At 67.6% G+C, this 17,665-nt stretch carries 19 protein-coding genes; 10 read left to right on the top strand and 9 right to left on the bottom strand.

All coding sequences use genetic code 11. The annotated features are described in order from the left end of the window. Positions 1-894 (top strand): CsgG/HfaB family protein, encoded by an 894-nt coding sequence (locus QF040_RS24615; RefSeq protein ID WP_306883273.1) that lies wholly within the window; start codon positions 1-3, stop codon positions 892-894. An 85-nt stretch (positions 895-979) separates the two neighbouring features. Here QF040_RS24615 and QF040_RS24610 read toward each other — a convergent pair whose 3' ends face one another. Further along, entirely contained in the window at positions 980-2,404 is a 1,425-nt protein-coding gene (locus tag QF040_RS24610) for an FAD-binding oxidoreductase (RefSeq protein WP_429613212.1), read from the bottom strand. Between the two features lie 83 nt (positions 2,405-2,487). Here QF040_RS24610 and QF040_RS24605 point away from each other — a divergent pair, with 83 nt between their 5' ends. The 3 genes from QF040_RS24605 to QF040_RS24595 are packed head-to-tail and all read left to right on the top strand — an operon-like array spanning position 2,488 to position 3,955. Further along, complete coding sequence (locus tag QF040_RS24605; RefSeq protein ID WP_429613211.1) at positions 2,488-2,988, top strand: DinB family protein; 501 nt, start codon at positions 2,488-2,490, stop codon at positions 2,986-2,988. A 14-nt stretch (positions 2,989-3,002) separates the two neighbouring features. Further along, positions 3,003-3,608: a cob(I)yrinic acid a,c-diamide adenosyltransferase gene (locus tag QF040_RS24600; RefSeq protein ID WP_429613210.1), complete on the top strand. Its 606-nt coding sequence runs from the start codon at positions 3,003-3,005 to the stop codon at positions 3,606-3,608. Continuing rightward, a complete protein-coding gene (locus QF040_RS24595) occupies positions 3,605-3,955 on the top strand; it encodes a hypothetical protein (RefSeq protein WP_429613209.1) in 351 nt (116 codons plus the stop codon). The genes QF040_RS24600 and QF040_RS24595 overlap by 4 nt, the downstream gene beginning before the upstream one ends. Before the next feature lie 106 nt (positions 3,956-4,061). On the opposite strand, the gene QF040_RS24590 is transcribed toward QF040_RS24595, so the two are convergent. Continuing rightward, positions 4,062-4,700 carry a GDSL-type esterase/lipase family protein gene (locus QF040_RS24590; RefSeq protein ID WP_429613208.1) on the bottom strand — a complete coding sequence of 213 codons (639 nt, stop codon included), beginning with the start codon at positions 4,698-4,700 and terminating at the stop codon, positions 4,062-4,064. A 70-nt stretch (positions 4,701-4,770) separates the two neighbouring features. Continuing rightward, complete coding sequence (locus QF040_RS24585) at positions 4,771-5,187, bottom strand: winged helix-turn-helix transcriptional regulator (protein WP_429613207.1); 417 nt, start codon at positions 5,185-5,187, stop codon at positions 4,771-4,773. A 114-nt stretch (positions 5,188-5,301) separates the two neighbouring features. Here QF040_RS24585 and QF040_RS24580 point away from each other — a divergent pair, with 114 nt between their 5' ends. Next, complete coding sequence (locus QF040_RS24580; RefSeq protein WP_429613206.1) at positions 5,302-5,892, top strand: dihydrofolate reductase family protein; 591 nt, start codon at positions 5,302-5,304, stop codon at positions 5,890-5,892. A gap of 124 nt (positions 5,893-6,016) precedes the next feature. Then, on the top strand, positions 6,017-6,460 hold the full coding sequence (locus tag QF040_RS24575) for an RcnB family protein (RefSeq protein WP_429613205.1): 444 nt from the start codon (positions 6,017-6,019) through the stop codon (positions 6,458-6,460). Between the two features lie 75 nt (positions 6,461-6,535). On the opposite strand, the gene QF040_RS24570 is transcribed toward QF040_RS24575, so the two are convergent. Both QF040_RS24570 and QF040_RS24565 read right to left on the bottom strand, forming a co-directional pair. Next, entirely contained in the window at positions 6,536-6,799 is a 264-nt protein-coding gene (locus QF040_RS24570) for a hypothetical protein (RefSeq protein WP_042580665.1), read from the bottom strand. Positions 6,800-6,935: 136 nt separating this feature from the next. After that, a complete protein-coding gene (locus QF040_RS24565; RefSeq protein ID WP_429613204.1) occupies positions 6,936-7,880 on the bottom strand; it encodes a CysB family HTH-type transcriptional regulator in 945 nt (314 codons plus the stop codon). Between the two features lie 172 nt (positions 7,881-8,052). Between QF040_RS24565 and QF040_RS24560 the strand changes: the two genes are divergently transcribed. The 3 genes from QF040_RS24560 (at position 8,053) to QF040_RS24550 (ending at position 12,946) form a co-directional block, all read left to right on the top strand. Further along, positions 8,053-8,655: a TetR/AcrR family transcriptional regulator gene (locus QF040_RS24560; RefSeq protein ID WP_306883259.1), complete on the top strand. Its 603-nt coding sequence runs from the start codon at positions 8,053-8,055 to the stop codon at positions 8,653-8,655. Between the two features lie 367 nt (positions 8,656-9,022). Then, positions 9,023-9,931: an alpha/beta fold hydrolase gene (locus QF040_RS24555; RefSeq protein WP_429613203.1), complete on the top strand. Its 909-nt coding sequence runs from the start codon at positions 9,023-9,025 to the stop codon at positions 9,929-9,931. 69 nt (positions 9,932-10,000) lie between these two features. Beyond that, positions 10,001-12,946 (top strand): SEL1-like repeat protein, encoded by a 2,946-nt coding sequence (locus tag QF040_RS24550; protein WP_429613202.1) that lies wholly within the window; start codon positions 10,001-10,003, stop codon positions 12,944-12,946. Here the strand turns inward: QF040_RS24550 and QF040_RS24545 are convergent. Continuing rightward, entirely contained in the window at positions 12,921-13,871 is a 951-nt protein-coding gene (locus tag QF040_RS24545; RefSeq protein WP_429613201.1) for a fatty acid desaturase, read from the bottom strand. The two genes, QF040_RS24550 and QF040_RS24545, sit on opposite strands and share 26 nt — an antisense overlap. A gap of 134 nt (positions 13,872-14,005) precedes the next feature. Here QF040_RS24545 and QF040_RS24540 point away from each other — a divergent pair, with 134 nt between their 5' ends. Next, positions 14,006-15,655: a rhodanese-like domain-containing protein gene (locus QF040_RS24540; RefSeq protein ID WP_429613200.1), complete on the top strand. Its 1,650-nt coding sequence runs from the start codon at positions 14,006-14,008 to the stop codon at positions 15,653-15,655. Here the strand turns inward: QF040_RS24540 and minE are convergent. From minE to minC, 3 genes are read right to left on the bottom strand one after another with little or no spacing between them, the layout of a single operon-like run. After that, positions 15,618-15,890, bottom strand: coding sequence for a cell division topological specificity factor MinE (gene minE, locus QF040_RS24535; RefSeq protein ID WP_013538543.1), 273 nt, complete (start codon positions 15,888-15,890; stop codon positions 15,618-15,620). The genes QF040_RS24540 and minE overlap by 38 nt on opposite strands. A gap of 2 nt (positions 15,891-15,892) precedes the next feature. Then, positions 15,893-16,708, bottom strand: a complete 816-nt coding sequence (gene minD, locus QF040_RS24530) for a septum site-determining protein MinD (RefSeq protein ID WP_013538544.1) — start codon at positions 16,706-16,708, stop codon at positions 15,893-15,895. A gap of 52 nt (positions 16,709-16,760) precedes the next feature. Then, the gene (minC, locus tag QF040_RS24525; protein ID WP_429613199.1) at positions 16,761-17,528 is read right to left on the bottom strand and encodes a septum site-determining protein MinC; all 768 of its coding nucleotides are present in this window, start codon (positions 17,526-17,528) and stop codon (positions 16,761-16,763) included. Positions 17,529-17,665: the final 137 nt, after the last annotated feature.

The following is a 17,665-nucleotide window of genomic DNA, read 5'->3' as shown; positions in this document are numbered from 1 at the left end:
ATGAAGTTCACCCAATTCCCGCTCGCGGCCATCGCCGTCGGCGCGCTTCTCCTCACCGGTTGCGCGACCACCGACATGCAGATGGGCAGCCAGTCGGCCAAGACCATGGCCACGGGCAGCGCCGCCGGTTCAGCCACCGCCGGCGAAAGCAGCCAACTCGAGCGCTGCGAATCGCCGCTCGGCACGGTGTCGCTGATCGAGAACCAGAGCGCGGGCTGGTACACCATCCTCACCGGCGAATACCGCCTGCCGCCTACTGCAAATCTGTTGCGTTTGCTGGTGCAGCAGTCGAACTGCTTCATCGTGGTCGAGCGCGGTGCGGCCGGCATGAACGCCATGACGCGCGAACGCGCGCTGCAGCAGTCGGGTGAAATGCGCGGCGGCAGCAACTTCGGACGCGGCCAGATGGTCGCCTCCGACTACGGCCTGTCCCCCGAGATCGTGTTCAGCAACAGCGATGCCGGCGGCATCGGCGGCGCGCTCGGCGGCCTCGTGGGCGGCGGCCGTGGCCGCGCGCTCGCAGCCATCGGCGGCAGCATGCAGACCAAGGAAGCCAGCGCGCTCCTGACCCTCATCGACAACCGCTCGGGCGTGCAGGTTGCAGCCTCCGAAGGCAGCGCTTCCAAGACCGACTTCGGCGCCTTCGGTGGCCTGGCCGGCCGCAGCGGTGCGGGCGGCCTCGGCGGCTACACCAACACGGCGCAGGGCAAGGTGATTGCCGCAGCGTTCATGGACGCCTTCAACCAGATGGTTCGTTCGCTGCGCAACTACAAGGCGCAGACCGTGCGCGGCCAGGGTCTTGGCGGCGGCGGCCGTCTCGGCGTCGATGGCGGTGCGGCACCTTCGCAGACTTATGTGCCGCCAGAGCAGGCGCCGGCGCGTCGCCGCAAGTAAGCAAGAACAGTCGGCCTTCGGGCCACTAAAAAGCCCGGCGCTCTCGCGAGCCGCCGGGCTTTTTCGTGTGTGACGGAGATCGCGATCAGAGGCTGAAGATCTTCCCCGGATTCATGATGTTCTTCGGGTCCAGCGCACGCTTGATCGTGCGCATCATGTCGATCGCGCCGACACCCGCCTCGGTCACCAGGAAGTCCATCTTGTGCAGCCCCACGCCGTGCTCGCCGGTGCAGGTGCCTTCGAGCACCAGCGCGCGGGTCACGAGGGCGTGGTTCAGCGCTTCGGCCTTCACGCGCTCTTCGGGGATGTTCGGGTCCAGCAGATAGCCGAAGTGGAAATTGCCGTCGCCCACGTGGCCGACGAGGAAGTAGGGGATGCCGCTCGCATCGGCCTCGGCCACCGAGTCGAGCAGGCAATCGGCCAAGCGCGAGATCGGCACGCAGGTGTCGGTGGAAATCACGCGGCAGCCCGGGCGCGACTGCACCGCAGCGAAATAACTGTTGTGCCGCGCAGTCCACAGGCGCGTGCGTTCTTCCGGCGTGCTGGCCCATTCGAAGGCGTTGCCGCCATGGCCGCTCGCGAGTTCCTGCACCGTCTCGGCCTGCTCCTTCACGCCGGCCGGCGAGCCGTGGAATTCCATCAGCAGCATCGGCTCTTCGCGCAGGTTCAGCTTGGCGTAGGCGTTCACCATGCGCACCGTGTTCACGTCGATCAGTTCCACGCGCGCGATCGGCACGCCGAGCTGGATCGTCTCGATGGTGGTGCGCACCGCGGCCTCGATGCTCGGGAACGAACAGATGGCGGCCGACACGGCTTCGGGCAGCGGATAGATGCGCAGCGTGACTTCGGTGACCACGCCCAGCGTGCCTTCGCTGCCCACCATGAGGCGCGTGAGGTCGTAGCCCGCGGACGACTTCTTCGCGCGCGTGCCGGTGCGGATGACTTCGCCCGCGGCCGTCACCACTTCGAGCGCCAGCACGTTCTCGCGCATCGTGCCGTAGCGCACCGCGTTCGTGCCGCTCGCGCGCGTGGCCGTCATGCCGCCGATGGAAGCGTCCGCGCCCGGATCGATGGGGAAGAACAGGCCCGTGCTCTTGATCTCTTCGTTCAGTTGCTTGCGCGTGACGCCCGGCTGCACCGTCACCGTGAGGTCGTCGGCGTTGATCGACAGCACCTTGTTCATGCGCGACACATCGATGCTGATGCCGCCCTGCACCGCGAGCAGATGGCCTTCGAGCGAGGAGCCGACACCGAAGGGAATGACCGGCACGCTGTGTTCGCTCGCGAGCTTCACGGCATCGGCCACATCCTGCGTGCTCTCGGCGAACACCACGGCCGAGGGCGGCGGCGCATCGAACGACGACTCATCGCGCCCGTGCTGCGTGCGCACCGCCATCGCCGTGGAACAGTTGGCGCCGAAGCGCGCCTTGAGGCCCTCGATCAGGCTGGCGGGCACGTCGCGCAGATGAAGCGCCGGCATCAGGTGCGAGGTTTGGGTCGGGGCGTTCATCGGACTTCTCCTGAGGGGCAATGAGGGCAGGGGGGAAAGGCCATTTTACGGAGCGAGCACCATAATGCGCTTCGGAAAAAATGATGAACCCCACGACCCTCAGTGCCCTCGCGGCCTTCCCCTCGCAACTGGAGGCCCACTACGCGGCCGTTCCCGAGGCCTTCAGGCATTGGGCGCCGCCTTCGTGGGAGGGCGTGCCCAGCGAAGCCTTCACCGCCATCGAGCAGCTCTGCCATGTGCGGGACATCGAGATCGAGGGCTACCACGTGCGCTTTCGCCGCACGCTCTCGGAAGATCGTCCCACGCTGGCGTCGATCGACAGCGAGCCGCTCGCCATCGAACGCAACTACGGCGCCGCCGATGCGAAGCAGGTGCTGGCCGATTTCCGTCTCGCGCGCGTGCAGACGATGGAGATCGTCTCGAGCCTGACCGATGCGCAACTCGCGCGCACGGCCGTCTTCGAAGGCTACGGCCCGCTCACCATGCGAAGCCTCATCCACTACCTCTGCAGCCACGACCAGCAACATCTGGCAGGCCTGCAATGGCTGGCCGGCAAGATCGACGCGTCGACCGTCCCCGCATAAACAGGAGCGCGCCCATGGGCAACCGACTTTCCCAGATCGCCACCCGCACCGGCGACGACGGCACCACCGGCCTCGGCGACAACACCCGCGTGCCCAAAGATCACCTGCGCGTGCATGCGATGGGCGATGTGGACGAGCTCAATTCGCAGATCGGCGTGCTGCTCTGTGAGCCCATGCCCGAGGCCGTGCGCGAGCTGCTGGTCGACGTTCAGCACCAGCTCTTCAATCTTGGCGGCGAACTCTCGATGCCCGGTTTCACGTTGCTCAAGCCCGAAGCGCTGCTGCAGCTGGACAACGCACTGGCCGATCACAACGCCGCATTGCCGCGCTTGGCCGAATTCATCCTGCCGGCCGGCACGCGCGCCGCCTCGCTCGCACATGTGTGCCGCACCGTCGCGCGGCGGGCCGAGCGCGCAGTGGTGGCGCTCGGTGCCACCGCGGAACTCAACGACGCATTGCGCCAGTACCTCAACCGGCTCAGCGACCTGCTCTTCGTGCTTGCGCGCGTGCTCAACCGGATGAACGGCGGCGACGACGTGTACTGGAAGAGCGAGCGCATGGCGCGCGCGGCGGCTGCTGATGCGAATGTCGCCAACGACGAAGAAGGAAGCCCGTCATGAAGATGCCTACCTACAGCTTGGCCCTTGCGGCAGCGTTCTTCCTGCTGCCAACCGCAGCCGTTCACGCGCAGAGCGCAGACAGCCCGCCCAAAGCCCAGCGCGCCCAGACGCTCAAGGCCCCGCCGCGCGACAGCAAGGTGGTGAGCGGCGTGCAGCGCGGTACCAACGCAGCAGGCCGCGGCATCGACCGCGCCGACAGCGCCACGCGGCGCGGTGTCAACAACGTCTCGGCCCGCGCGAGCCGGCCGGTGCGCAACGTGGGCGAGGCCTTCGGCCGCAAGCTCGCGCCGGGCTCCAGCGGCCGTGCGGCACCGCCGCCGGTGGGGCCACAGGGCAACGCGCCCTGATCGAAGAGGCCTGTGTTCGGGGCGGCGCGAGCGCTTTCAGGGCAGTCGGTGATTCGCTGTTCAACCAGAGCGTGCCCACCTGCTGCAGGCGGCCGTCTGAGCCTCTTCAGCGCCAGCCCGCAGCCTTGAACTGATCTGCGAGCAGCTGCGCAACCTTCGCATAGCCCTCGGCATTGGCGTGGATGCGGTCCGATCGCAGCGACGCATCCGACAGCACGCTCGAATACACATTGGCGACGAGCAGCGCCTGCCCCGACTTCGCGACCTCTTCGTAGAACGGCGCATCACTGAGCGAACCGACGAATGCGCGCATCGCGTCGGGCGCGGGCGTCGCCAGCAGCGCGACATGCGGCGTGTGCTCGCGCGCCTCTTTCACGAGCGCCGCGATGTTGTCGCGCGTGGCCGAGGCCGACACGCCGCGCAGCATGTCGTTGCCGCCGATGCCGATCAGGATCGCGTCATAGCTGCCCGCGGCCAGCAGCGACGGCAGGCGCTGCAATGCGCCGGCCGAGGTGTCGCCGTTGACGCCCGCGTTCTCGATCTGCCAGCCGGTGATCTCGCCCAGCTTCACGGGCCATGACGCATCAGGCGATGCGCCGTAGCCGAAGGTAAGGCTGTCGCCGATCGCCAGCACGCGGGCATCGGATTTGAGCGCAGCGGTGGAGGGCTTGCGCTTGCCGCAGGCGGCCAGGACGGCCGCGGCCGGCACGCCGCACATCAGTTGGAGGAGGTGTCGTCGCTTCATGGAGCGCGCAGCTTAAACGCGGGTGGCGCATGCGCCGGCATTGACCCTTCGCCAGCCCAGAGAGCAGGCCCTAGCCCAGGTGCGCCTGGCGCAACGCCGCCCGCATCTTCTTCTGCAGCGCCGGCCCGCCTTTCTCCAGCGCCGCCGCGGGTGCGCCGCTCTCCCTGGTCGCCTGCGTGTACTTGCGCCCCCAGATGCCGATCTGCGTCACCACGGGCAGCAGGTCGATGCCCATCGGCGTGAGGCTGTAGATGGCCTTCTGCTTGTGCGTCGGATCGTCGGTCTTGCCGAGCACGCCGTACTCGACGAGCTTGCCCAGGCGCTCGGTCAGGATGTTCGAGGAGATGCCTTCCTCGGACTGCAGGAACTCCCTGAAATGCCGCTTGCCGGCAAACATCATGTCGCGAACGATAAGGAGGCTCCAGCGGTCGCCGAAGACTTCGAGCGCGAGGTTGATCGGGCAGAGCGATTTCTGTGCGGTGGCCATCGAGGACTTCCGGTGCGATTGAAAAACTGCTTGCATTTTGGCATCGGTTTCAGAATACTGCGAACCGATTGCATTTCAAGAGCAGTTATTTCATTCGATCCAAGGAGAGCCACCATGCGAAAGCTCATATTGCAGATGCAGATGTCCGTCGATGGCTACGTCTCGCCGGCCAACGGCAACCTCGACTGGCAGGTCTGGGGTTGGGGCGATCGCTGGGCCTGGGACGACAAGTTGAAGGCGTACTTCAACGCTGTCTTCGAAGGCGTCGACACCATCCTGCTGAGCCGCAAGATCGTGGAAGAAGGCTACCTCGATCACTGGGGCCGTGCGGCGAAGAACTATCCGGCCAACCCGCAGTTCGCCTTCGCGCAGAAGGTGGTCGATGCACAGAAGGTCGTGCTCACCGACAAGCTCAAGACATCGCGCTGGGAGCGCACCGTCATCGCGCGCGGCGGTCTGGTCGAAGAGGTGAATGCGCTCAAGCGCGAGGAGGGCAAGGACATCCTCGTCATCGGTGGTGTCGGCTTCGCGTCGTCGCTCGTGACCGAAGGGTTCGTCGACGAGTTCCAGTTCTTCGTGAATCCGACAGCCGTGGGCGCCGGCCGTTCGGTGTTTCACGATCAGCGCAAGGGGCACAAGCTGCGCCTGCTCGGGTCGGTTGGCTACGAATGCGGCGTCGTGGTGAACCGCTACGCGCCGCAGTGAAGGACAACGCGCCGCCCCGATACCAGCGCTTACCTGATTTCACCTGACTGCGACCTGAGGTGAGCCGGCCAGACACAACAGCGGCACACAATGAACTCGTCATCAACGCATGAAGGAGTTCCAGATGATCATCAATTCAAAGCGCATGGCCGTTGCCGCTACGGCGCTCGCGATGTGCATGGCAGCGGGAAGCGCCTTCGCGCAAGATCGCCGCTTCGAAGGACGTCCCGGCGATGGCCGCGACGGGCGTTTCGAGCAACGCCATGACAACGGGCACCGCGATCGCAATTTCGATCGCCGCGGTCCTCATCGCGACTACCGCGGCAACCAGGACTTCCGCGATGGCCGCCAGTTCGATCGCCGCGGCTTCCCGCAGCCTCACGCCGAATGGCGCCGTGGCGGCCGAGTGCCGGCAGAGTACCGTGGCCGCAACTACGTGGTGAACGACTACCGTGCGTACCGCCTGCAGCCGCCGCCCCGCGGTTACCAATGGGTCGGCGTTGGCGGTGACTACGTGCTTGCCGCCATTGCCACCGGCCTGATCGCGCAGATCATCGCGGGCCAGTAAGCAACCCGCGCGGCGCGAGCCGCATGCGAAACCGCCACAGGTCACTGTGGCGGTTTTTCTTTTTTGGGGCGCTTGCTAGGCCAGCGCGGTGGATGCCGACTGGGCGCACACGTTGCGCCCGGTGATGGTGAGGCGCAAGCCGCCACCGTGCCATTCGAGCCAGTTGAGGCTCACATACGCGTCGATGTCGTTGTCGTCGATGCGGTCGGCCTGGCGGCTCTGCAGGAGCTCCACCGTGGCGGGCAATGCCCGTTTCAACCGTTCTCGTCGCTCCGCTGCATCGGCCGCCTTTTGGGCGGCCCTGGTTTGCTGTTGCTGCTGCTGCGGGGTCGATGCCATTGCTGATCCGTTCCGGAAGCCAAGGAATTAACCCGAATGTACGCCGCTTGTGTGAAGCCGCACGCTTTCTTTTGAACCCCGCCGTTTTCGCAGTACCCGCCACGCAACAGCGCCCCGCAGGGGCTTGCGGCGAGGGCTAGATTTCGTAGTGGGAAGCCTTGGCTTCGTCGCCCAATGCCTTCTCGACGATGGTGCGCGTCAGGGTCGGCGCGAACGACTCGATGAAGGCATAGACGTACTTGCGCAGGTAGTTGCCGCGGCGCACCGCGAGCTTGGTGAGGTTGATGCCGAACAGGCGCCCCGCATCGATCGCGCGCAGCTGCGTGTCGCGCTCCGCTTCGTACGCCACGCCGGCCACGATGCCCACGCCCAGGCCCAGCGTCACGTAGGTCTTGATCACGTCGGCGTCCATCGCGGCGAGCACGATGTTGGGCTGCAGCCCGCGCGCCTCGAAAGCCTCGTCGATGCGCGAGCGGCCGGTGAAACCCGTGTCGTAGGTGATGAGCGGATAGCGCGTGAGCGCCTCCATCGACAGCGGCGCATCGAGCAGCGGATGGCCCGGCGGCACGATCACCGAATGGGTCCAGCGGTAGCAGGGCAGGGCGACCAGTTGCGGGTAGTCGCCCAGCGCCTCGGTAGCGATGCCCACGTCGGCCTCGCCGTCGATCAGCATCTGCGCGATCTGCTTGGGCGAGCCCTGGTGCAGGTGCAGTTTCACGTTCGGAAACTGCGCGCGAAATTCCTGCACCGCCACCGGCATCGCATAGCGCGCCTGCGAGTGCGTGGCCGCGATGGAGAGCAGTCCGCTTTGCTGCGCGACGAACTCCTGCCCCGCATGCCGCAGGTTGCTGCTCTCCAGCAGCATGCGCTCGATGATCGGCAGCACGTGGCCGCCCGGTTCTGTGAGGCCGGTGAGCCGCTTGCCGGCGCGCACGAAGAGTTCGATGCCGAGCTCTTCCTCGAGTTCGCGGATCTGCCGGCTCACGCCGGGCTGCGAGGTGTGAAGGGTGTGGGCGACTTCGGTCAGGTTGAAGCCGCAACGAACGGCCTCGCGTACCGAGCGCAGTTGTTGAAAGTTCATCTGGCGCCGAGGTGTCATCTGGTCCCCGGGGTGGGGACCGACCGGCGATTCTCGGCAGAAGCGCTTATGCAGGGAACGATGCGTTTGTTGGTTCCACATGAGCAAAACATCTTTACGACCCGTCTTCTACACCGTACTTGTAATTTCGCACGACTGTGCTAAAGTTCGCCGCATGGACGCCAAGACCCAGAAAAGCGAACTCACCCGTGCCGCCATCGTCGGCGCCGCGTTGGACCTCGCCCTGGCCGAAGGCCTGGAAGCGATTTCGCTGCAGGTCATCGCGAGCCGCCTCGGGCTTTCCAAGAGCGGCGTGTTCTCCCGCGTGGGTTCGCGCGAGGCGCTGCAGAAGGCCGTCATCGAGGAGTACGGCCGCGGCTTCCTGGCCGATGTGTTCGTGCCGGCCATGCAGAAGCCCAAGGGCCTCGCGCGGCTGAACGACATCGTGGCCCGCTGGATCGCCCGCACCCGCGATGTCGAAGCCCAGACCGGCTGCCTCTATGTCGCCGGCGCCTTCGAATTCGACGACCGCGAAGGCGAGCTGCGCGACGTGCTCCTCGGAGAGATCACACGCTGGCGCGCGGCCTTGCGCCGCACCGTGACGCTCGCCATCGAGGCGGGCGAGCTCAAGGCCGACACCGAACCCGCACAGCTGGTCAGCGAGATCAACGGGATCATGATGAACCAGCTCCACGACGCGCGCTTCCTGCGCGACCCGCACACCGCCGACCGGGCCACGCAGACCTGGCAGCGGCTCCTTTCCAGCTATCTCGCCTGAGCCGTGAAGCAGGTGGATTTCCCTCATCTTTGTTTGCCATAATTTCGCACAGCTGTGCGATAACAGGAGAAGCAGCCATGCTGATCATTGCCCTTTGCCTCGCCATCTATGCCGTCGCCCTTGGCGTCGAAACCGCCCGCGACACGCTGCGCAGCCTGCCACGCAGCAACCAGGACTGGGTCTGGTATTAAGAGGCTGAGAGGCAATCCGACATGACCGCTCATCCCCCACAAATGGCCCCACTCCGCGTTGCAAATGCTCGCCATAGCCCGAGCTATGGCTGCGCTTTGCGCCTTGATTGGGACCATTTGCGGGGGGCTGCTCGGTCACGCCGAATTGCCTCTCAGCCTCTGAAGGAACCCCGCAAATGACAAGCACACCCGCCCCTTCGAACTACTACGGCGCCAGCCGGCTGATGCGCGCGATGCGCTTCGGCCTCGGCGCATCGCAACGCCTCTGGCCGGCACTGGGCATGCGCGCGGCTTACCGCGTGTTCGGCACGCCGCTGCCGCCCAAGTGGCTCTACCGCGGGCAGCACCCCGGCGCCGACTGGCGGCACGAGGCCTGGTCCTTCGAAGACGCGAGCGTCGGCATCTACCACCTGGCGGCGCAGGACTCGGGCGCGGAATCGGCGCCGGTCGCGCTGCTGGTGCACGGCTGGGGCGGGCATGCGGGCCAGATGCTGCCGCTTGCGCAGGCGCTGGCGGCGGCAGGTCTTCGGCCGGTGCTGCTCGAACTGCCCGCGCACGGCCGCAGCGAAGGCATGGCGACCAACGGTGCGCAGTTTGCGCGCGCCATCGACTACGTCACCGCCCGGCTCGCCGCGGACGGCCGCGCGTTGCGCGCCGTGGTCGCGCATTCGCTGGGCGCCAATGCGCTGGCCTATGCCGCGGGGCGCGGGCTGCCGGCCGAGCGCATCGTGCTGCTCGCACCGCCCGCGTCGCCGCGCGAATACACGCGCTACTTCGCGCACGCCTTCGGTCTCAGCGAGCAGACGCGTGCCGCGATGCAGCGGATGTTCGAGGCGCGCGAAGGCGTGCTGATGCCGCAGTTCGAGCCCGCGCTCGCCGGCCCGCGCATCGCGCAGCCGACGCTGATCGTTCATGACCGCGACGACCGCGTGAACCGTTTCGCCGACGGCGAGGCTTACCGCGATGCGATTCCCCGTGCGCAACTCTTCGCCACGCAGGGCTGGGGCCACCGCCGCATCCTCAAGGAAGAGGCCGTGCTTGCACAGGTCACGCAATTTCTGATGCAGCCTTCGGCGGTCATGTGAGCGTGAAAAGGCGCCTCTAAACTGGGCGCCACCCATGGCCTTCGCCGTGGAGGACACACGCGACCACACATGGGCAATCGTTCCTGGCTCTATCTCGAACACCGTCTTTCCGGCGCCGACAACGGCGCTGACCATCAAGAAACTTCGGCCAACGAAATCGCCGAAGCCAACAACAACTTCCCCGTGCTCTGGCAGCTTCTGCTGGCCGATGGCGCGGCCAGCGGCGCCATCGACCATCAGCGCGTCTTTGGCGATGCCGGCACCGACAACCTTTCCAGCGACGCGCATGCCGCGCTCGCGCGCATCCGGCAACTGCACGCTTTTGTCGAGCGGCATCCGATGCTGCACACGCTGCCGCAGATCGCGCTGCAGTTCCAGGCGCTGGCGCTGCACCTGGCCGAGCTGATCGACGAGGTGCCGGCCGACAGCGCGCCGCGCTTCTCCGCCAACCTCGACGAGCTGTCCTGGCTGGGCGGTGAAACCGAAGGCGAGGGCTTCATCGAACGCAACCGCCGCGAGTGCAACGAGCGATGGACCGAGGTGCGTCGCTGCATCGACAGCGGCAACCACCCGGGCGTGGACGCGGCCCTCGGTATCCAGCGCTTTGCGGACTGGGAGGCCTGGGCCTGGCAGTTCGGTTTCGGCGGGCTGTCGCATCCGTACTTCGATGGCTACGAGGCGCCGCGCGACGAGCGCTTTGCCGACTTCGAGCCGGAAGAAGAAGACGACGAAGACGGGTACGAACGCCCCGACTACGACAACCACCTGGGCGGTGAACTCTGGCGCTTCGAGGTCGATGGCCGCTGGGGCGTGATGCGCCTGGTGCACGACGACAACGGCGCCAGCCAGCGCACCACCGTGGTCGAGCCCGCATGGGACGACATCCGCAGCGCCGGCGGGCGCGATCGGCATCTGCTCTGGATCTCGCAGGGCGAGCGCTCGGGCCTGCTGCTCGCCGACCCAGAGGCGCCGCGCGTGCTGCTCGAACCGCAGCTCGACGAGGTCTGGGACTTCGAGGACGACATCGCCACGGCCCTGGTCGGCGACCACATCGGCTTGCTGCGCGCCAATGGCAGTTGGCTGCTCGAGCCCTCGGTCGACGAGGTCTGGAGCTTTGTCGAAGGCCGGGTGCGCGCCCGCGTGGGCGAGCGCATCGGGTACGTCGACCAGCAGGGCCAGTGGGCCATTGCGCCGCGATTCGAGGAGGCCGAAGACTTCACGCCCTTCGGCCTGGCGCCGGTGCGCGGCGACGAGGGCGGCTGGGGGCTCGTGCGCGCGGACGGCGACTGGGCCGTGCCGCCGGATTTCGAGCAGCTCCAGTGGCGCCACGACTGGGAGGCCTTCGAAGCCACGCGCAACGGCAAGAGCGGGCTGCTCGATGCGCAAGGCCGCGTCGTGATCGAGCCGGTGTACGAGCAGGTCGACCTGCTCGAGGAATACCCCATCGAGTTCCTGACGAGCGAAGACGACGATCCGGCGAACGAGCGCGGCGCCGAGGCCCGGCCGAAGCGCTTTGCCGTGGAACGCGCCGATGGCCTGTGCGGCCTGGTCGATGGCCAGGGCCGCGTGCTCGTGCCCTTCGACTACGGCCGGTTCGAGACCCTGGAGCCGCTGACCGGCCAGGAGCGCGCGCACGCCATGGCCCGGCGCGACCTGGTGCGCGTAGCGTCCAAGGGCGGGCGCACGGCGAAGAACGCGCCCTGGCTGCGCGGCATCTACGACGTGGCCGCCGGCCGCGAGCTGGTGCCTTGCCGGCACCGCACGCTCCAGCCGCTGGCCTGGGGCACGCAGGACATCGGCTGGCTGGTCGCCGATCCGCTGCCGCGCGGCGCGAAGACCGAAAAGATCGAGAAAGGGCAACTCGCCGTGGGCGTCCTGCACGGCGACGGCACCGTGCTGCATCCGCAGGCCTATCCGTGGATCGCCACCGCGGTCTCGGTCGCCGACAACTGGCTTGCCGCGGTGGTGCGCTCGGACCTGTGCAAGCGCTGGGGCGCGGGCGAGCCGGTGAAGGCCGTGCGCAACGACACCGGCCTCTATGTCTGGCTGCATGCCGACGGCCGGGAGCAGCCGCACGCCGAGCACATGGCCGCGCGCCATGCCGCCGGCGACCTGCGGGCCGCCTACGAGCTGGCCTGCCATCTGCGCGACGGCGAGGGCATCGAGGCCGACCCGCGCGAAGCCCTGCGCTGGATGGCGCGCGCCGCCGGCGTGCGCGAGCCCGGCGACGCTCCCGCGAACGCGTCATCCGACGGCCTGCCCGTGGCGATGTGCGAGCTCTCGAAGATGCTGCGCTGGGACACGGCGGGCCTGGGCGCCGATGCCGCCCTGGGCCGCGCGTGGCTGCTGCACGCGGTCGCCCATGGCGGCGCGGACGACGCCGCCACGCAGGCCCAGCTCGGCTACATGCTGTGCGAAGGCGAGGGTGGCGAGCGCGACCTGGAAGGCGGCGTGCGGCACTACGAGCTGGCGGCAGAGAAGAACAACACGATGGCGCTCTACAACCTCGGTCTGGCGCACAAGCTCGGCGAACCCGGGGAGCCTGACCTGGCGCGCGCGATCGGCTACTTCCGCCGTGGCCACGAAGCCGGCGACATCAGCGCCACGATGCAGCTCGGCCGCACGCTGTGCCTGCACGCAGAGGCGCTGGCCGAACAGGGCCATGGAGACGCGGAGGTGAACGTCCTGCATGCCGAAGCCCTCTACGCGCGGCAGAAGGTGGCGGAGGACAGCAACCAGCGCGAACAGGGCTGGGCCTGCTACGAACTGGGCTGGATGCGCTTTCGGGGTCAGGGCGCACCGGAAGATGCTGCGGCCGCGGAGCGCTGGCTGCTCGCCGGTGCCGCGCTCGACGACTGCGAAGAGAACCTGGAGAGCCAGCGCGCCTGCATGGAAGTTCTGGCAGAGACGTTCTACGGTGACCCCGACAGTCCGCTCTTCGACGAGGACAAGGCCCGCGAGTGGACACAGCGCCTGCAGGCGCTGCCCGCTACCACGCCGGATGCACCGGCGTGAACACCGGCCTGAACAGGTGGCGCCTGACGATCTCCCCGTAACCCCGATAGTAGAAATGGCCGTTCGCGGCCAGCACCTCGGCGCGGTGGCGCCGGAAGTACACGGGAATCTCGTACCAGGGCATCGTCGGCGCGCGGTGGTGCACGTGGTGCAGGTTGTTGAACAGGTAGAGCAGCCCGAAGACGACGTTCGATTCCACGATGGCCACGCGCTCGTGCGGCGTGTCGGCCCAGCGGTGTTCGGTGAAGGTGCGCAGCGAGCCCAGCATCATCCCGGGGTAGACGAAGTACAGCAGGTACTCGCCGAAGCCCATGCCGCAGATACCGGTGACGAAATACAGCACCGGCGCCACGCTCAGTGCATGCCAGCCCCAGGTGGGCAGCCGCGAGAAGTCTCCCCCGCGCACCCGCCCCGCCTCGAAGCGCGCCAGCTTCCATAGCCGCAGGAACGGTCCGAGCACGACGCGGAACGCGATCGTCTGGTTCGCCATGTAGATCCACCGCCGCACCGGCCCATAGCCTGCCCACGCGGGCGCCGAGTGGTAGGCGCTCTCGTCGTCGCGCTCCGGATGCGTGAGGTGGAAATTGACGTGGTGCGCGCTGTGCCCGCGGTTGTAGAACGGATACGGCAGCCACAAGGTGAGCGGCGGCCACACCACCGCATGGCGCAGCCACTTCGGGAGATGGCGCATCGCATGGATGCTCTCGTGCTGCAGCGAGGAATGCAGCTGCGCGAGAAAACCGCCCAGCAGGAACAGCGCCCATCCGGGCAGCGCCGCGTGCCACCACAGCAAAGCCACCCAGGCCCCGTACAGCGCGGCGGCGAGGGCGAGCGTCGGCAGCTCGAAGTGCCACCACCAATGCCGCCTGCGCGTGCCGGACGGTGCGCGCGTCGGTGCGGTGGACGAAGGGGCGGTCGATGTCATGGCTTGACGGCTCAAAGGACTGCGATCCTAGGTATGAAGACGCCGCTCGCATGCGCGCTTTTCGAATAAGCAAGGCCGCGAAATTTCGTTTCCGTTTGGCCGTGAAGTGCCTACGCTTGGCGGCTTTGGCCGAAATGAACAGCAGCGCTCCCACGACCCTCGCACCCGTGCTGCTGCAGGCGCTGCTGCTGGCCGAACCCGCCGGCGAGCTGGCCTTGCTGGACGTGCGCGAAACCCGCTGGTTCGTGCAGCGCCATCCCAACCTCGCGCGCAACGCGCCGCTCAGTGGGCTCGAACTGCAGGTCGGCGCCTTCGTGCCGCGCCGTTCCACGCCCGTGGTGCTTTACGACGACTACAACGCGCCCGACGGTCCGGCGCAGGCCGCGGCCGCGGTTCTCGCGCGGCTCGGCTACACCGACGTGCGCACGCTCGATGGCGGCCTGCAGCGCTGGGTGACCGAGGGCCTGCCTGCCATCGACGGCTACGGCACGCTGGTCAAGGCCTTCGGCGATCTCGCGCGGCTGCATTACGGCACGCCCTCGCTGTCCGTCGATGCCCTGCGCGCACGCCGGCGCCAAGGCCTGCCGACCACGCTGGTCGATGCACGGCCGCGCGCGGAATTCGAATTCCTCTCGCTGCCCGGCGCGCGAAACCACGCCGGCACCGAGCTCGCGCTGCGCCGCTTCGAGGCGGACGATGCGGAACACGTCTGGGCGATCAACTGCTTCAGCCGCACCCGCGGCATCATCGGCGCCACCACGCTGCGGGTGCTGGGCCGTGCGCCCGATGCGGTGTTCGTCGAGGACGGCGTGATGGCCTGGGGCCTGCAAGGCGCACCGACGGTGCAGAACGCGGCGCCCGACGACGAGCTTCCGCCTGAATCGCCCGAGGTGCTGCGACGCATCGCCGACGAGCTGGTCGAGCGCTTTGCCCTTCCCGTGGCCGACGCCGCGCAGCTCGCGAGCTGGCGCGCCGACGACACGCGCAGCCTCTACATCTTCGACGTGCGCCCCACCGCCGACCCGGCCTTCGCGGACACGGCGGTGCAACAAGTCCCCGGCGGCCAATTGCTCATGCACTTCGAGAACCTCGCCGGCACGCGCGGCGCCCGCATCGTGCTGGTCGACGATCCAGCGCACCGCCTGCGCGCCGCGGTCACCAGCTTCTGGCTCACGCAGTTGAATCAGGCGGAGGTGTACGTCTACGACGGTGCGCTGTCGCCGGAGCAAGCGCCCCCAGCGCAAGCTGTCACCGTGTCGGATGCACCCTCACCGCTGGATGCCGAAGCCCTCGCGCATCTGCGCAGGAACGGCGCGGTGACGGTGATCGACGTGGGCGCCAGCCTCGACTACGAACGCGGCCACCTGCCCGGCGCGCTCTACATGCTGCCGGCCTCGCTGGGCCCGCTGGCCTCCCACGCCGTGGCCGGCCGCACGCTGGTCTTCACCTCGCCCGACGGCGCGGCCGCACGCCGCGTCGCGCGCGATGCGCAGCAGCGCTGGCCGGGTTCGGGGGCGGTGTTCACCTGGCTGCGGGGCGGAACACAGGCGTGGAAGGCGTCAGGACGGCCGCTGTCGACCGCGTTCGTGCCGGCCCAGCTCCTCATCCCGTTCGACGACGACTGGGGCTCGGTCATGCGCGTCTTCGGCCCGCGCCGCGATGCGGTCTGGGCCGACTACCTCGCGTGGGAGCGGGCGCTGGCCGTGCGGGTCCTGCAGGACCCGTCGGTGCGCTTTCGCTTCTTTCCTACCGGGCAGGGGCCGGATCGGGCAGCTCGATCTTGATGTCGAGCACTTCGAGGTTGTCCTGGGTTTCCAGGTGCACCTTGATGTCGTCGGGATTGATCGACACGTACTTGGAAATCACCGCCACCAGCTCGCGCTGGAGTTCGGGCAGGTAGTCGGGGCGCTTCTTGCCGCTGAGGCTGGAGCGCTCGTGCGCGAGGATGATCTGCAGGCGCTCTTTCGCGACGCTTGCAGTCTTCTTCTTCTCGCCAAGCAGGAACGAGAGAAACGACATGCCTACTTGCCTCCGAAGATCCGCTTGAAGAAGCCCGGCTTCTCGGCGTCGACGAAGCGCATCGGCTTCTCTTCACCGAGAAAACGCGCCACCACGTCGCTGTAGGCCTGCGCCACGTCGGTGTCCTTGTCGTGGATCGCCGGCACGCCCTGGTTGGAGGCATGCAGCACGCTTTCCGACTCGGGAATCACACCGATCAGCTTGATGCGCAGGATGTCCTGGATGTCTTCCAGCGAAAGCATCTGGCCGCCCGCCACCCGGTTCGGGTTGTAGCGGGTGATCAAGAGGTGCTCCTTGATCGGGTCGCCGCCTTCCTTGGCGCGCTTGGTCTTGCTGCTGAGCATGCCCAGGATGCGGTCCGAGTCGCGCACCGAGGAGACCTCGGGGTTGGTCACCACCAGCGCCTCGTCGGCGAAGTGCATCGCCATCATCGCGCCGGTCTCGATGCCGGCGGGCGAGTCGCAGACGATGTATTCGAAGTCCATCGCCGCGAGGTCGTTCAGGATCTTCTCGACGCCTTCCTGCGTGAGCGCTTCCTTGTCGCGCGTCTGCGAGGCGGCCAGCACGAAGAGGTTTTCGCACTGCTTGTCCTTGATGAGCGCCTGGCTCAGGTTGGCTTCGCCCTGGATCACGTTGATGAGGTCGTACACCACGCGGCGTTCGCAGCCCATGATGAGGTCGAGGTTCCGCAGGCCCACGTCGAAGTCGATCACGGCCGTCTTCTTGCCCGCGAGCGCGAGGCCGGATGCGAAGCTGGCGCTGGTGGTCGTCTTGCCGACGCCACCCTTGCCCGAGGTCACCACCACAATTTTGGCCATGGCCATTCCTTCTTGTTTCGATTCTGTTGTTGGTTTCAGAGCGCCGCGTCCGTCAGGGAATCGCGTCGATCACTAGTTTCTTGCCGTCGAGCCGCACCTGCGCCGACTTGCCGAGCACCGGGTCGGGCAGCGGCACTTCGTTCGTGCGGTAGATGCCGGCGATGGCCACGAGCTGCGCTTCCATGCAGGTCGAGAAGATGCGCGCCTCGGTGTTGCCGCGCGCGCCTGCAATCGCCTTGCCGCGCAATGGCGCGTAAACGTGCACGTTCCCGTCGGCGATGACTTCGGCGCCGAAGCTCACCACGGCCGTCACCACCACGTCGCCGCCGCGGGCGTAGACCTGCTGGCCCGAGCGCAGCGGCTTGTCGATGAGGAGCGTGCCGTTGGCCGGCACCGGCACTTCACGAATGATCTGGGGGGCTTCGGCCGGCGCCTCGGCGGGCGGGGCCGGTGGCCGGGGCGCGGGCGCCGAGGGCATGGCCGCCAGCGAGAGGCCGGCGGCGCGGGCGGCGGCATTCTGGGTGTCGTTGCCGCCGCGCACCGCAATCGGCTGGGTCTGGTGGCGCGCCAGGAGGCTGCGCAGGGCCGCGAAGTCGATCTCGGCGGTGGCTTCGCCCGCTTCGTCGTGCTCGGGGAGCTGCGAGAGGTCGATCACCACCGGCTCCTGCTCGAAGAAGTCGGGCGAATCGGCCAGCTGGGCGTCGAGCGCCTCGGCCAGCACGTCCAGGTCGGACGTCTTGAGGATCACTGCAATCAGCGGCAGCGTGGCGCTCTTGAATTCGAAAACCGCCTTGGTGCGCGCGGCGGAGACATCGGCCATTGGGAAAACGTCGGTGCGAAAAGCGTTGGAGTCTAACGGGCGCGGGCTTCCGGGCGGTCACCGGGCCTCGCTTGATCCGCTCCGGACAACACTTCTTGCATGAGGTTACGAGGCGAACGCCAGGAATTGCGTGCACT

The sequence above is a fragment of the Variovorax sp. W2I14 genome (assembly GCF_050435205.1).
Lineage (GTDB): Bacteria > Pseudomonadota > Gammaproteobacteria > Burkholderiales > Burkholderiaceae_C > Variovorax > Variovorax paradoxus_C.
The sequence above is the reverse complement of the archived record's forward strand: the minus strand, read 5'-3'. Positions and strand labels throughout refer to the sequence as shown.

Excerpts from the sequence above, each read along its gene's own strand:
- QF040_RS24615 (WP_306883273.1), top strand. The coding sequence starts at position 1 with ATGAAGTTCACCCAATTCCCGCTCGCGGCCATCGCCGTCGGCGCGCTT.
- QF040_RS24610 (WP_429613212.1), bottom strand. The coding sequence starts at position 2,404 with ATGAACGCCCCGACCCAAACCTCGCACCTGATGCCGGCGCTTCATCTG.
- QF040_RS24605 (WP_429613211.1), top strand. The coding sequence starts at position 2,488 with ATGAACCCCACGACCCTCAGTGCCCTCGCGGCCTTCCCCTCGCAACTG.
- QF040_RS24600 (WP_429613210.1), top strand. The coding sequence starts at position 3,003 with ATGGGCAACCGACTTTCCCAGATCGCCACCCGCACCGGCGACGACGGC.
- QF040_RS24595 (WP_429613209.1), top strand. The coding sequence starts at position 3,605 with ATGAAGATGCCTACCTACAGCTTGGCCCTTGCGGCAGCGTTCTTCCTG.
- QF040_RS24590 (WP_429613208.1), bottom strand. The coding sequence starts at position 4,700 with ATGAAGCGACGACACCTCCTCCAACTGATGTGCGGCGTGCCGGCCGCG.
- QF040_RS24585 (WP_429613207.1), bottom strand. The coding sequence starts at position 5,187 with ATGGCCACCGCACAGAAATCGCTCTGCCCGATCAACCTCGCGCTCGAA.
- QF040_RS24580 (WP_429613206.1), top strand. The coding sequence starts at position 5,302 with ATGCGAAAGCTCATATTGCAGATGCAGATGTCCGTCGATGGCTACGTC.
- QF040_RS24575 (WP_429613205.1), top strand. The coding sequence starts at position 6,017 with ATGATCATCAATTCAAAGCGCATGGCCGTTGCCGCTACGGCGCTCGCG.
- QF040_RS24570 (WP_042580665.1), bottom strand. The coding sequence starts at position 6,799 with ATGGCATCGACCCCGCAGCAGCAGCAACAGCAAACCAGGGCCGCCCAA.
- QF040_RS24565 (WP_429613204.1), bottom strand. The coding sequence starts at position 7,880 with ATGAACTTTCAACAACTGCGCTCGGTACGCGAGGCCGTTCGTTGCGGC.
- QF040_RS24560 (WP_306883259.1), top strand. The coding sequence starts at position 8,053 with ATGGACGCCAAGACCCAGAAAAGCGAACTCACCCGTGCCGCCATCGTC.
- QF040_RS24555 (WP_429613203.1), top strand. The coding sequence starts at position 9,023 with ATGACAAGCACACCCGCCCCTTCGAACTACTACGGCGCCAGCCGGCTG.
- QF040_RS24550 (WP_429613202.1), top strand. The coding sequence starts at position 10,001 with ATGGGCAATCGTTCCTGGCTCTATCTCGAACACCGTCTTTCCGGCGCC.
- QF040_RS24545 (WP_429613201.1), bottom strand. The coding sequence starts at position 13,871 with ATGACATCGACCGCCCCTTCGTCCACCGCACCGACGCGCGCACCGTCC.
- QF040_RS24540 (WP_429613200.1), top strand. The coding sequence starts at position 14,006 with ATGAACAGCAGCGCTCCCACGACCCTCGCACCCGTGCTGCTGCAGGCG.
- minE (WP_013538543.1), bottom strand. The coding sequence starts at position 15,890 with ATGTCGTTTCTCTCGTTCCTGCTTGGCGAGAAGAAGAAGACTGCAAGC.
- minD (WP_013538544.1), bottom strand. The coding sequence starts at position 16,708 with ATGGCCAAAATTGTGGTGGTGACCTCGGGCAAGGGTGGCGTCGGCAAG.
- minC (WP_429613199.1), bottom strand. The coding sequence starts at position 17,528 with ATGGCCGATGTCTCCGCCGCGCGCACCAAGGCGGTTTTCGAATTCAAG.